Genomic DNA, 13,019 nt, shown 5'->3' with positions numbered 1-13,019 from the left:
AGGAAGTCAGCGCTGTCTGATCCGGATGGCAGCAACCGTTGTGAACACGGTGACACAGCTCGTCTCAGGACAGTGCTCGTGACGGTTGCTGTACATGACACGTAGCCTTTTGTGTCTAGCGAACCAATGTCAGAGTATGCCACACGGTCAAGACGTCGAAAACGACACGTCAGATATCACATCCGAGTACGAGTGTCTCCAATGTGGAAAGATCGTCACGGCCGAGACCAATCCCGGCGAATGCGAGGCTTGTGGCGGTGATTTCCACAACCGGGCGAAATCGGTCGAGTAGTCATTCATTCACGAGATTGACTGCTCGAGACGCGCTGTTTCGGTCCAAAAACGGAGATTCGATCGAAACGCCAAGCGGTGGCGTTACTCGTAGTTGACGGAGACCGACTCGAGGACGACCTCGTCTCGTGGCTTGTCGTTTCGGTCGGTGTCGACGGAGCCGATCTCACGGACGACGTCCATGCCGTCAGTGACTTTGCCGAAGACGGAGTGGCGGTCGTCGAGGTGAGGTTGGGCGGCGAGCGTAATGAAAAACTGCGAGCCGTTGGTGTTCGGGCCGGAGTTTGCCATGCTCAGAACGCCAGCGTCGTCGTGGCGCAGCTCCTCGTGGAACTCGTCGTCGAACTGATAGCCGGGGCCGCCGCGACCGGTTTCGGTTGGGTCGCCACCCTGAATCATGAAGCCCTCGATGACGCGGTGGAAGGCGACGTCGTCGTACAGCGGCTCGCCCTCGACTTCCTCGCCCGACTCGGGGTCGGTCCAGGTTTTGCCACCAGTTGCGAGGCCGACGAAGTTATCGACGGTCCGTGGTGCGCGGTCGTCGTACAGTTCGACATCGATGTCTCCCTTGTTAGTGTGGAGGGTCGCAGTAACGTCTCCCATAGCGTCAGCGACGGCGGGCCGACAGAAAACGATAGTGGTCTCGAGTCGCGGCGACGATCACGACACCATCGCGTGGAGACAGCAGTCGCAGGTGGCACGAGGCGGCCGCAGCTACATACACCCGGACGTGGAACGACACCGTATGACCACTGGAACGCATACGTCCGAAGAGGTGACGCTCGCGCGGCTCCCCTCCGGCATGGCGGTGACGACGATGATCCACCGGTATCGAGGTGCGGAGGACGGTCCGACCTGTTACGTCCAGGGAGCCCAGCATGGCCGCGAGATCAACGGAACCGAAGCGCTCCGACGGTTTCACGATCGGCTGCCGCTCGAGGAGTTGTCGGGAACTGTCGTCACCGTCCCCGTCGCGAACCCGCTGACGTTCGATCGCGTCTCCTATACGACGCCGGAGGTGTTCGACAGCGTCAACCCAAACATGAACCGGATCTGGCCCGGCGACGCCGAGGGGAGTCTCCACCAGCGCATGGCAGCCCGACTCTGGGCAGAGATCAGTCAGGCAGACGCCGTCGTCGACCTCCATACGGGCAGCCCAGATATGCTCCCCCACGTCGTCTATCAGGAGGGTGACGAGGACGCGCGACAACTCGCGGAAGCGTTCGGAACCGGTCTCTTGCTCTCTGAACAGGCTGACGACGACGCAAAAGAGGAGTGGCACCAGCGCGGGTTCGCGGGCAAACTTCGCGTCGTCGCCGCCGAGGAGGGAATTCCGGCGGTCACGCCCGAACTGGCACACAACAAGCAGATCGTCGAAGCCGTCGTCGAGATCGGTGTCGACGGGCTGCTCGACGTCTGTCGCCACCTCGGAATGCTTCCCGGCGACGTCCCCGAGCGAGAGCAGACGGTCGCTCGAAACCATCTCGGACAGGTCACCGCCACTGACTCTGGGCTGTTCCGCCCGGAGCCGACACTCGAGGTCGGCCAGTTCGTTAGTGAGGGGACGACGGTCGGAACGGTGTACGATCCGACGACGTACAAACCACTCTACGAGGCGTCGGCAGACCGGAGCGGGCTGCTCTACGTGCTCACCCAAGAGGCGACCGTCGTCGCGGGCGACCAACTCGCAAGCGTCGCGCTGGTCCGCGACCGGTGAACCGCCACGAACACGATGGCAGACGGTCGGCTATCCAGTGGTGGACCACGAACAGTGTGGTGTGGTGGGAGACGTGGTTTGCCATCCGTCTCAGCAGGTCGAAAAGCCACCGTCGACGACCAACCCGTGGCCGCTGACGAACGAGGACTCATCGCTCGCGAGAAAGAGGACTGCGTTCGCGACTTCTTCGGGCGTCCCCAACCGCTTGAGCGGATACTGCTCGACCATCTCTTGGCGGGCGTGGTCTGGATCGTCCTGTCCTGCCAGATACTGCTCGAGCAGCTGCGTCTCAGTAAAACCCGGACAGACGGCGTTGGCACGGACGCCGTACGGGCCTGCCTCGGCGGCGATCGCCCGAGTCATGTTCAACACGGCGGCTTTGGTCGTCGAGTAGGCGGCCTGTTTTGGCAGCCCGAGAAGACTCGCCAGCGAGCCGATGTTGACGATCGAGCCGTGGCCCTGTGCTTTCATATGTGGCAGCGCGGCGTGACAGCCGTTCCAGACGCCGTTGATGTTGACGTCGACCACGAAATCCCGGATCTCGTCGTCGATCTCCTCGAGGCTGCAACCGGGGTGACCGATGCCGGCGTTGTTGACCAGCACGTCGAGGCCGTCGTTCTCGGCGACCTCGTCGACGACGGCGTGGACGGCCTCGCTGTCGGTGACGTCGAGTTCGGCGAACGACGCCTCGCCGCCGGCGTCTTCGATCGAAGCCACCGTCTCCTCGCCACCACTCGTGTCGATATCCGTCACGATCACTCGCGCACCCTCCTCGGCACACCGTTTGGCTGTTTCCTGCCCGATCCCCGACGCTGCGCCTGTGATAACAACTGTCTTGCTTTCGAGTCGCATACAGCTGTCATCGGACCGCCATTACATAACTTCGTTCATCGTTTTCGGACGTTGGCTCGAAGCTGTTTGGGATTTGGCGAACCATCCTGAACAGTGGAAAGCATTCGCACTAGATATCGATCCATTGATGTTTGGGCAAAACATCTCGGCCAACAGCTGTGCAACGCCCGTTGAAACGGGTCAGAACGCCTGCAGTTCCTCGAGAACCGCTTCAGCGCGACCGTCTGCAATGACCTCACGAGCTAGCGCTAACCCCTCCTCGAGCGTGTCGACATCCTGGCGAGCGTACATCCGAAACGCACCGTTGAGTGCGATGGCATCTGCGAACGCGTCATCGCGCTCGCCAGCGAGAACGGCCTCGGTGATCGACGCCGACTCCGCGGTGACGTCGTCGACTGCGAGGTCGTCGCTTTCCATTGCCATGCCGTACTCGGCGGTTTCGATCTCGTAGTCCTCGAGTTCGTCGTCCTCCTCGCTCCATTCGGCGACTTTCGTGTAGCCGGGTCGGATGTCGTCGTAGCCTTCCATTCCCTGGAAGAAAATCGCCCGGGAGAACTCGAGTTGGTCGCTTTCGTTGAGGAGGTCGGTCAGCTTCTTCGCGAACGCGAGGTGATAGAACGAGCCGAGGTGGACATCGGCGTTTGCGGGGTTGGCGACGGTTTCGATGGTGTTGACGAACGTGCGAACGCCCATCTCGTCGCGTCGCTCGTAGAGGTCCTGAATACCCGGGTTGAACGCGGGCTGGTAGTAGAAGCCGAAGCCGGTCTCGTCGACCATCTCGGCGCTCTCGGCCGGCTCGAGTTCCGTCCGCACGCCGAGTTCGTCCAGAACGTGTTTGTACGCCGTCGCTTTCTGCGTGGGAACACGGTCACCGGAGTGGACGACGACCGGCGTTCCCGCAGCCGCAGCGACGATTCCGGCACCAACGCCGAGGAGGGCCGAGGAGTGTTTGCCGTCGTAGTTTGCCCCACAGTCGACGGGATCGACGTCGGGTTCTGCGGTCACGACCGACTCCTCGCGCATGACGTCGGTGTAGGCTGCCAGCTCTCCAGGGGTGTTTCGCTTCCAACGATTTGCCAGCCAGAACGCACCGAGCGTTGTCTCGTCGGGTTCGCCGCCCAGAATCCGCTGGAAGGCTTCTCGAGCCTGCGCGTAGCTCATGTCGTCGGCAGATTTGGGGCCGGAGCCGACGACGGCCGTCAGCAGCCGTTTGAGCGGCCATTCGCCGAACTCCTGGGCTGAGTGAGTCATGGATGACGGTTTGGAGGGGCCGATCAAAAGCCTCCCGCTTCCGGGAGTCAACACGAGAGACGCGCCCGTTTTCGACCGTCTGCACGAGGCAGAGACGAATCTCAGCACGCTGGTTGCGCCGCTTGCCCGCACGCGATCGAACAGGCCGTCTCGGTGAACCACGACCGACGCTACTCGGCCACAACGCAGCGATGGACAGGTGCACGCTTATCGAGACTCGAGGTGAGTCTCACACTGTGAGCGAGACGACAGAGACGGCGTCTTCCGCTGGCGCCTATCGCGGTGAGCCGTCGCGGCGAAAACTGCTCGAAATCGCGAGATACTATCTGTTCATCGGCATCGTCGGCTTTGGCGGGCCACTCGTCCACATCGCGATGATGGAAGCCGATCTCGTCGGTGAGAATAGCCGTGAGTGGGCGGATGAATCGACGTTCATGGAGGGGCTTGCGATCTGTAATATGCTTCCCGGCCCCGCATCGACACAGCTTGGGATCTTTATGGGGTGGCTCTACGCTGGGAATCTCGGAGCGATCGTCGCTGGGTTCTTTTTCATGCTCCCGACGTTCGTCATCGTCGTCTTCTTCTCATGGCTGTACTTCGCCTATCAGGAGCTGCCGTCGGTTGTAGCGCTGTTTTACGGCATCAACCCGGTTGTGATCGGCCTCATCGTCGGGGCATCGTGGTCGATGGCACAAAGTGCGTTCGCGGAGGGACGGGCAGACGTCGAGTTCCAGTTTGGCGATGAGACGTGGTCGATCGATTATCTGCTGGTCGGGCTGCTCGCCGCCGCCGTCGTCGTGACAGCCACCATCGGGATGAATCCCGTCGTGCAGTTCGTCGTTGCCGGAGCGATCGCGGTCGGGATCTACCGATCGGGGTGGGTCCGGCAGAACTGGCGGCGAGTCTCGCTGTGGTCGATCGTCGGACTCCTCGCCGGGATCACATTCGCGATCCGTGATCGCCTGTTTGCGCTTCTCGGCCCAGCGACACGTCGGATCATCGAAGCCAGTCCGCTATGGGGCTTGTTGCTCGCGGTCTGGGCGAACCCATGGGTACAGCTGTTCGCGTTCATGATTTACACTGGCTCGTTCATCTACGGCGGCGGGCTCGTGCTGATTCCGTTTATCGAACTCTACGTCGTCAGCGAGTTCGGCTGGATGACTGGTCGCGAGTTCGTCGACGGCATCGCAATCGGGCAGCTCTCTCCTGGACCGGTCGTGATGACGACGGCGTTCGTCGGCTACAAGCTCATGCTCGATACCTACGGCCTGGTCACGATCGCCGTCGTCGGCGCACTCGTCGCGATGATCGGCGCGTTCGGCCCCTCGTTCGCGTTTATCATGGGATTTTTCCCGTACTTCGCGAGGGTTCGGGAGAACGACATCGTCCAGTCGGCCCTCGTTGGCGTCAACGCAGCCGTCGTCGGTGCGATCCTCGGTGCGACAGTCACGCTCGCCATGGAGTCGTTCGTCGATCCCTTCACCGTGTTCTTAGCCGCCGTGACCTGCTGGTTGTTCGTTCGTGGGATCCACGCCGCGGCACTCATCCTCGGTGGCGGTGGCGTCGGAGTCGCGTGGTTCGTTCTCGTGGTGTAGCTCACTCGAGTGTTGGTAGCTGGGGTGGTTGATCGACGAACGGATCTCGGATCCGTCGATCGACACGTGAGAGCGAACCGGTGTACGCGAGCCGAAAAGTGGCCCCGTTGTTTTCCCACGTGCGCCCCAGGGGCCGCCGTCCATGCAAGACGGCATCCCACAGTACGGACAGAATTGTAACAAGAAATATGCCTAACCAGTTAGGACTTATCTGGAGCGGCCCGCAGAGCAGTCGGTTGTGACTGCATCGACTGCCGGATAGCCCAGGTGATGGCTGTTCAGTCACACGACTCTCGAGTGCGATTCCGAGAGGCGATGTTTCGATGACACCGAGTTGCTGCCCACCCGGTATCCCCTGGCCAACAGCCTGTCGCAGTGCTCGCCGATCCGTCCGTGGGTTTATCAGTCATACCGCGGCCAACGGGGGTATGTCTCACCGACAACGGCCATCACGGCGAACCGTTCTCCAAACACTTGGCGCCCTTGGAACGGCAACAGGCGTCGCATCAGCAGTCGCCGGTGCACAGACCGGAGCCGATGAACGCCAGCCAGCAGACACCGCTGCCCACTCGACCGGCGCGACAGCAGACGACGTTCCGGAGGGTGCGACACAGTACGTCGCCGTCGTTGATCGAATCGTCGACGGACAACACGTCGTCTTGCTACTCGAGAAGGATGGCGAACTCGTTGACCAACACGTCGAACCCAAAGCCACGTTCGACGAGATTGAAGAACGCGATATTCTGCAGGTCGTGCTCAAAGACGGCTCGCTGCTGAGCTATACACATCTTTCGGAGCGACCAGGCAGCAGTGTTCGCGACGCTCGAGACCGCTCTCTCACGGATCTCGCAGCGAACACTCCGTCGAACGCCACCGAGCAGAACTGACAGCCGCCCCAGAGCGGTTCCGATGCTTAGTCGTTGTTACTGATAGTTCGATATCCGACAGCGGAGCGAGTGAACTCGAGCAGCCGGATTGTTCATCGTTCCCTCGCCCGAAGTGAGCCGATATGAGCGGCTGAGCCGCCGGCTCAGAACGGAACTCAACCGAAAAGCAGTCGGGCAACTCGGATCTGAACCGGAGGAAGACGGTCTCACTCGCTTCGCTCGCGAGCATGCGACTTCCAGGGCTCAAACCGAGTTGGATACAGAATTTGCTGCTCACGAAGTTGTTCGCAGCAAAAGTATGGGCCAACTCGGATTTGAACCGAGAGCCTCCACCTTATCAGAGTGGCGCTCAACCTGATTGAGCTATTGGCCCGCGTTCGCATTCAGTAGTTGTTGGCTGGTATGTTTAAGGGTTTCTTTCTTCGAGTGCCGTGAGAATCGCTACCGAGCGGAGGGATCGTCGGTGTCGTCGTCCAGTTCATCCGTCGTGGATTCGTTCCCGAAGTCGATCGTATACGACTCCTCACTGTTGTTGGCGTCGACGGAGTAGTCATCGGCTCCGAGGTCGTACGTTCCGCCGTCGGCCGGACTGGCCTGGGAGCTCTCTCGAGCCATCCCCTCGTCGGGGAAGCCGAAGGTCCAGACTTTCCCGCTGGCAAAGCCGCCCGTTTTCTTGTCCGCGTAGGGGACGATCACGAAGCGTTTGAGGGCGGCCCGAATCGGGAGCCGCGTCAGCGGAACGACGAGTAGGAACCCGATAATGTCGGTGACCAATCCGGGTGTGAGCAGGAATGCACCAGCGGCGATCAGCAGGCCCCCATCGAGCAGTTCGTTCGTTGGCGGTTTGCCCTGGGCCATCGACCGCTGCATTTTCCGGATGGTTCGACGACCCTCGGCACGAACGAGTAACATGCCAACGAGTCCGGTCAGGACGACGAGCAACACCATTCCCACCCAGCCGATGTACGTCGTCTGGCTGACGACGATTGCGAGAATCACCGCATCGAGAAATGGGATGAGCAGGAGCGCGAAGATCCACCGGAGCATGCCCCAGTATAGCCGGTGGAGAGTGAAAACGCTTTACTCTCGTGTTTTACAGGATGAGCGAAACGATCTCGATCGGACTTGGAGCCCTCGAGTCCCGGAGATGTCGCTCTAGCATCGAACGAAGGGCTTACGCCTGCGACAGCCGAGACACCGATATGAACGATCCGACGCGTGTCGAGTGGCGCGAGTGGGGACAGGAAGCCTTCGACGAGGCAGCGGAGGCAGATATGCCCGTCTTGCTCTCGCTCACTGCGACGTGGTGTGATCACTGTCACGAGATGGACCGCACGACCTACGCCGAGCCACGAATCGCGGCCAACATCAACGATAGTTTCGTGCCAGTCCGGGTCGACGCCGACCGTCACCCGCGCGTGCGTGATCGATACAACATGGGCGGCTTTCCGTCGACGGTGTTTCTCGCCCCTGACGGTTCCGTACTGACTGGCGCGGGCTATCTCGGAACGGACGGAATGCGTCAGGTACTCGACAGCGTTCGCACCATGTGGGACACCAAAGGAAGCGGTGCCGGACGGATCCCGCGGCCACTCCGAGAAGACAGCCCACCCGCGGGCGAACTGACAGCCGACGTCGAAGCCGCGATGCTCGGCCAGCTTACCGAAACGTACGACGAAGTCGCCGGTGGCTGGGGAGACAGTCCGAAGTTCCCGCTCCCTGACGCCCTCGAGTTTGCGCTCAAACGTGACCGAGAGATGGCGCTGCGGTCGTTCGATGCAGTCAGCGCGAATCTGTTAGACGAGTACGACGGCGGCTTCTATCGCTTTGCAAGCGAATCGAACTGGTCTGGGCTCCACCATGAGAAACTGCTTGATTCCAACGGCGCGCTCGTTCGGGCGTTCGCAAACGCCTACCTGCACACGGGCAAAGACGTGTATCGCGAGCCCGCCGAACGGACGGTCGAGTATCTCACGACGACGCTGTGGAACGACGATGCCGACGCCTTTGGGAACAGCCAGGCTCCCGGTGAGGACGATGCGCATACCCTTGATGCGACCGACCGCGCCAGTGCAGCCGAGCCGCCGGTCGACAAGGGCGTCTTCGCTGGCCCCAACGCGCTGGCGATTGAGGGGCTGTGTACGTACTACGCCTACACCGACGACGAACGTGCGCGCCGGTACGCCGAGCGCGCACTCGAGACGCTTCAGGAAGACCTGCTTACTAACGGCATCGTCGCTCACACGCTTGAGGGAAGCACGGAACGCGAACAGAACGGCGAGCCGATCCCGCTGTTGCTCAATCAGGCTCGTACGCTGGCGGCGCTGACGACCGCCGCGAGTACGCTCGAACCGGCCGTCCTTGCGGACGCAACTGCGGTCGCAGACGCGACGATCGAGCAGCTGCATGACGAAGACTCGTTCTTCGACGGCCCTGCGGTCGGTGCCGGTCTGCTTGACCGACCGCTCCGGCCACTCGACGCAAACGTCGCAATCGCGGACGCGTTGCTCGAGCTCTCAGTCCTCACGGAGACACAGCGCTATCGTGATCTCGCCCGGAAAACACTCGAGGCGTTCGCCGGTGCGAGCGATCGCTTTGGCGTCCAGATCGCAGGCTACGCAACGACTGTCTCGCGGCTGCTCGAAGGCCCGCTCGTGATCACGGTCGGCGACGAGCCCGGCACCGACCTCCACCGAGCTGCCCTGCGACTCGCCGACCACGAGAAGGTCGTCGTCCCGGCTGCTGACACCCTCGAGGCCGGAACAGCCCGGGCCGAACGCGGCGAGTTCGTCTCAGATCGTGCCGAAACCCCCGCCGAGTTGAGTAACCGCGTTCAGTCGATCCTCGAGTAACGCCGACAGGCGCTGCTGCGATGGAAAACTGAACAGCGATCAAACCACCACAGCGTTTATGTTTCTTCAGTTGGTCGGTCATCACATGGCCAGTCTCAGGGATCTCGGGCTCTCGGAGTACGAAGCTCGAGCATATCGGGCATTGCTCAACACCGGCCCCACAACAGCCAAGGAGTTGTCACGCGCGAGCGACGTGCCGATGGGGCGGATCTATGACGTCCTCAACAGCATCGAGCAGTACAATCTCGTCCGGAGCCAGACCGCAAGCCGGCCGAAAAAGTACGTCGCCGTCGAGCCTGCGACGGCGCTCGATCGGCTGCTCGACGACAAGAAACGCGAACTCGAGGAGAAGGCAGACCAGTATGCGTCGATCGTCGACGAACTGGCCGACGAACTTGACGCCGCCGAGCCGGTCGAAGATCAGTTCTGGACCGCTGCCGTCGGCCCTGAAGAGACGATCGACCTGCTGCTCGAGCGGCTTGCAGCCGCCGACGATCACATCGTGATGGTCTCTGCGGATCCGGCCCCCCAATGGGACCTCCAGACCGTCAGCGAGCAGGTTAACGCTCAACTCGAAGACGCCCTCGACCGGGGTGTCTCGGTTGATCTCCTGTTGACTCGCGAGATGGTGGCGTCGCTTTCCGAAGATGTGGGCAAGCGGTACCGAGAAACCTTACAGCAACGGTCTGATTTTGACGTGCGGACGAACGACGACGTCACGGGCTCGTTCAACATTATCGATGGTGTCGAGGTCTGCATTCAGGTACCGAACCCACTCGCCTCGAGCGAGGCGTTCGGTATGATCGACCTCAAAGACCCCGAGTTCGCTGCGAACGTCCACAAGGAGTTCGCCCCCCGGTGGGACGAGGCAGAGCCGCTCGAGTTCTGAGCATCTCGAGTCGGGCAGACAGATCGGTCTCAGTTGTCGCCGTTGACTTCCTTGCGTAGCGTCGCCATCTCGACGATGCGTTCGGCGTGGGCGTTGTGCTGGTGGATCGACTCGTCGTTGGACTGGGCCATTGTGATCACTGCGTCGTCTGGCAGATGATCGAACTCGTCGACGACGCCGTCGGCCAGCGCGCGCACACAGTCCTCGACGAACTTCGCGTCGGCGTGGGCCGCGTAGGTCATGTGATCCTCGTCGGGTCGTTTCGCGAGGTTGTAGATCCGGGCACTCATCGAGTCGCGGGCGACGTCGATGATATCGTTCAGATCAATCTGCGGGTCGCCGCTAGATTCGACGGTCAGCGTTGCATGCCCTCGCTGCGAGTGGCCGGGCTGAGGGACTTCGTCCAAGAACGCCGTGATCGTCTCGTCTTCGACGCCCAGATTCTGCAGCGTCTCTTTCGCGCGTGAGGTGGACATCCCCTGCGAACACGGACAGACGGTCATCCCGGTGACCTCTGCGCCGATCTCCTCGCGCGTGCCGTCTTCGGTCGCCGTCGCCGAGGCGATGATATCGACGGTGTGTTGGGTCTCACGGTCGCTTGCGGGTGTCTGCTCGCGGCGCATGAACTCTGCTTCCATCGACACCTCGGCTTTCGAGGTGTAGTCGTGTTTCTCGAGGAGTCGCTCTGCGGCCTCTCCACAGACTTCTTCGACGCGGTAGGCCTCTTCGCGAGTTGCATCCTCGAGAATCTCGTCGATGACCTCCATGTTGCGGCTCATGTCCGCGCCCTTTCGCCAGCCAGGGAGATCGACGAAGACCTCGAATTCGGCAGTGAGAACGATCGGGCGCTTGTCTTCGCGGGCGATCTTGACGAGTTTGTCGACGCCAGTGACGCCAACCTGACTCAGTCCGACGGTGACGTCGGGAGACGACGCCTGCACGTCCGGCAACTGGTGACTCATTGTGCGCATTCAGAGCAGGATGTGATTCAACCTTTCGGAAGACGACATTCTCGGGATGAGCAGTCATCGACTCCAGTGCCGGGACTGCACCAGCAGCAAGCTGGGCCCGAGCAACGGCAACTGCCGGCCGCTCGTTACGATGGCCTGCAACGCTCGAGGTACTTTAAGTACTTCTAGTCACAAGATAGAGATACGACGGGAGAACGGTTACTTCTTGACGCGTTACTACCCACACAGCGACCGGTGTGTCCGCCGACCGGCAGTGTTGCTCCGGTCCCGATCCGCCTTTAAGTTACTCTCGTCACAAGGTGGAGCTATGACGGGACGTCGCCGTTCTCGAGGACTCACAACCAGCAAGTCACCACTACGATTGCCGTTCTCAACGACCATCGAACGACTCGAGTGACGACTGCGACCATGCCGCTCTGGCTTTAAGTGCCTCTGGTCACAAGGTGAAGCTACGAAGGGCATTTGGACCTGGTCCACCGCTTTCTCCGTCCAACTCGCAGACAGCAGCTATGGAATCGGTTCCGACACACGTCTTTGACGCGGTCGACGACACACTGGAGACACTCGAGTCCGAGTATGACGTGACCGTCGCGTTGGCCGTCGCCCGCGGCAGTTACGCCTGGGGGGCGGCTGGTCCCGACAGCGACTACGACGTCGGCGTCGTCTTCGTACCGACAGACCTGCGCCAGTACGCCCACCTCCGCGGCCCCACGGAGGTCATCAACCGCGAATACGGCGAGATCGACGTTCAGGGCTGGGACATCCGCACGTTCGCAGGCCTGCTTGCCGACTCCAACGAGGGTGCGATCGACATCCTTCGCAGTCCGATCCGCTATCGAGCCGCATACGATCCAGCCGACCTCGCAGCGTACATCGAACGGACGTACAACCCGATGGAGCTCTATCACACGTGGCGCGGCATCGCGACGAGCAACTACCGAAAGTACATCTCGCACCATCTGGTTCGCAACGACGACGAATGCGTCCCGATCATCGACGTGCTCGAGGATGCATACCTCGTCGAAACTGACGATGGGACGATGACGGTCGCAGCCGGCGACGAGCGATTCACCGAAACCCAGACCAAACCGACGGTGAAACGGAATCTGACGATCACTCGCGCGGCGATGTCGGCCCGCTACCTGCAGGCCACTGGAGAGCGTGACGGCCACGAGCTGCCGGCCCTCGAGTTCGAACGGTTCCTGACCGAGCAGGCACCCGCGGTGTTCGATGCCAAACGGATCGAGCGCGCTCGTGAGCTGCTCGAGCGCAAGCGCGCGGGCGAGGGTGCCGCCACAATCGGCGACGCCGTCGGTCGCGACTTTGCCCACCCACCACAGGAGATCGATCCCGCGATACACGCACGCGATGGTCCCGATATCGGACAGCTAGACGAGTATATCGACGGCCTGATCGCTGCGGTTCAGTAGCTCGTTCTGCGTCTCTCCAGTCACGATCCGTGTCCCATTTAAGTACTTCTCGTCACAAGGTGGAGCTATGACGGGAGAACGGTCGCTTCTCGAGGACTCAACATCAGCCAGCGACTGGTGTCCAGCACTGATCCGGTCTGCGTTCATTTAAGTACTTCTCGTCACAAGATGGAGCTATGACGGGAGAACGGTCGCTTCTCGAGTGCTCATATTCGCCAGTTACGACGTTCGATCGACTCGCTGTTGATCGCCGACGTTCTTTAAGTGTCTCTGGTCATAAGGTG

General features: G+C 61.3%; 13 protein-coding genes and 1 tRNA gene. 8 read left to right on the top strand and 6 right to left on the bottom strand.

The window, feature by feature from the left end:
* Positions 1-136 precede the first annotated feature (136 nt).
* Positions 137-292: a rubrerythrin-like domain-containing protein gene (locus DV706_RS08620; protein ID WP_006065028.1), complete on the top strand. Its 156-nt coding sequence runs from the start codon at positions 137-139 to the stop codon at positions 290-292.
* An 83-nt stretch (positions 293-375) separates the two neighbouring features.
* Here the strand turns inward: DV706_RS08620 and DV706_RS08615 are convergent, their stop codons facing one another.
* Positions 376-894, bottom strand: a complete 519-nt coding sequence (locus DV706_RS08615) for a peptidylprolyl isomerase (RefSeq protein WP_006065029.1) — start codon at positions 892-894, stop codon at positions 376-378.
* Positions 895-1,036: 142 nt separating this feature from the next.
* On the opposite strand from DV706_RS08615, the gene DV706_RS08610 reads away from it, so the two are divergent.
* Positions 1,037-2,008 (top strand): succinylglutamate desuccinylase/aspartoacylase family protein, encoded by a 972-nt coding sequence (locus tag DV706_RS08610; protein ID WP_049889671.1) that lies wholly within the window; start codon positions 1,037-1,039, stop codon positions 2,006-2,008.
* A gap of 90 nt (positions 2,009-2,098) precedes the next feature.
* On the opposite strand, the gene DV706_RS08605 is transcribed toward DV706_RS08610, so the two are convergent.
* On the bottom strand, positions 2,099-2,860 hold the full coding sequence (locus DV706_RS08605; protein WP_006065031.1) for an SDR family NAD(P)-dependent oxidoreductase: 762 nt from the start codon (positions 2,858-2,860) through the stop codon (positions 2,099-2,101).
* A 180-nt stretch (positions 2,861-3,040) separates the two neighbouring features.
* Positions 3,041-4,111: an anthranilate phosphoribosyltransferase gene (locus DV706_RS08600; protein WP_006065032.1), complete on the bottom strand. Its 1,071-nt coding sequence runs from the start codon at positions 4,109-4,111 to the stop codon at positions 3,041-3,043.
* Between DV706_RS08600 and DV706_RS21435 the strand changes: the two genes are divergently transcribed.
* From DV706_RS21435 to DV706_RS08590, 3 genes are all read left to right on the top strand, one after another.
* Positions 4,110-4,268: a hypothetical protein gene (locus DV706_RS21435; protein ID WP_161569795.1), complete on the top strand. Its 159-nt coding sequence runs from the start codon at positions 4,110-4,112 to the stop codon at positions 4,266-4,268. The genes DV706_RS08600 and DV706_RS21435 overlap by 2 nt on opposite strands.
* 79 nt (positions 4,269-4,347) lie before the next feature.
* Positions 4,348-5,706: a chromate efflux transporter gene (gene chrA, locus DV706_RS08595; protein WP_006065033.1), complete on the top strand. Its 1,359-nt coding sequence runs from the start codon at positions 4,348-4,350 to the stop codon at positions 5,704-5,706.
* 428 nt (positions 5,707-6,134) lie between these two features.
* Entirely contained in the window at positions 6,135-6,593 is a 459-nt protein-coding gene (locus tag DV706_RS08590) for a hypothetical protein (protein WP_006065034.1), read from the top strand.
* A gap of 299 nt (positions 6,594-6,892) precedes the next feature.
* Here the strand turns inward: DV706_RS08590 and DV706_RS08585 are convergent.
* Both DV706_RS08585 and DV706_RS08580 read right to left on the bottom strand, forming a co-directional pair.
* Positions 6,893-6,966: transfer RNA gene (locus DV706_RS08585), tRNA-Ile, on the bottom strand.
* Positions 6,967-7,034: 68 nt separating this feature from the next.
* A complete protein-coding gene (locus tag DV706_RS08580) occupies positions 7,035-7,640 on the bottom strand; it encodes an FxsA family protein (RefSeq protein ID WP_006065035.1) in 606 nt (201 codons plus the stop codon).
* Positions 7,641-7,795: 155 nt separating this feature from the next.
* Here DV706_RS08580 and DV706_RS08575 point away from each other — a divergent pair, with 155 nt between their 5' ends.
* Together DV706_RS08575 and DV706_RS08570 are read left to right on the top strand one after the other, a co-directional pair.
* On the top strand, positions 7,796-9,445 hold the full coding sequence (locus DV706_RS08575; RefSeq protein WP_006065036.1) for a DUF255 domain-containing protein: 1,650 nt from the start codon (positions 7,796-7,798) through the stop codon (positions 9,443-9,445).
* A gap of 85 nt (positions 9,446-9,530) precedes the next feature.
* Positions 9,531-10,334, top strand: coding sequence for a TrmB family transcriptional regulator (locus DV706_RS08570; RefSeq protein WP_006065037.1), 804 nt, complete (start codon positions 9,531-9,533; stop codon positions 10,332-10,334).
* A 29-nt stretch (positions 10,335-10,363) separates the two neighbouring features.
* Here DV706_RS08570 and mptA read toward each other — a convergent pair whose 3' ends face one another.
* The gene (mptA, locus tag DV706_RS08565; protein WP_006065038.1) at positions 10,364-11,296 is read right to left on the bottom strand and encodes a GTP cyclohydrolase MptA; all 933 of its coding nucleotides are present in this window, start codon (positions 11,294-11,296) and stop codon (positions 10,364-10,366) included.
* A 518-nt stretch (positions 11,297-11,814) separates the two neighbouring features.
* On the opposite strand from mptA, the gene DV706_RS08560 reads away from it, so the two are divergent.
* Positions 11,815-12,735, top strand: coding sequence for a nucleotidyltransferase domain-containing protein (locus DV706_RS08560; RefSeq protein WP_006065039.1), 921 nt, complete (start codon positions 11,815-11,817; stop codon positions 12,733-12,735).
* Positions 12,736-13,019 lie beyond the last annotated feature (284 nt).

This window comes from Natronorubrum bangense, from assembly GCF_004799645.1.
Lineage (GTDB): Archaea > Halobacteriota > Halobacteria > Halobacteriales > Natrialbaceae > Natronorubrum > Natronorubrum bangense.
Note: the sequence above shows the minus strand (reverse complement) of the source record. Positions and strands in the feature narration are given on the sequence as shown.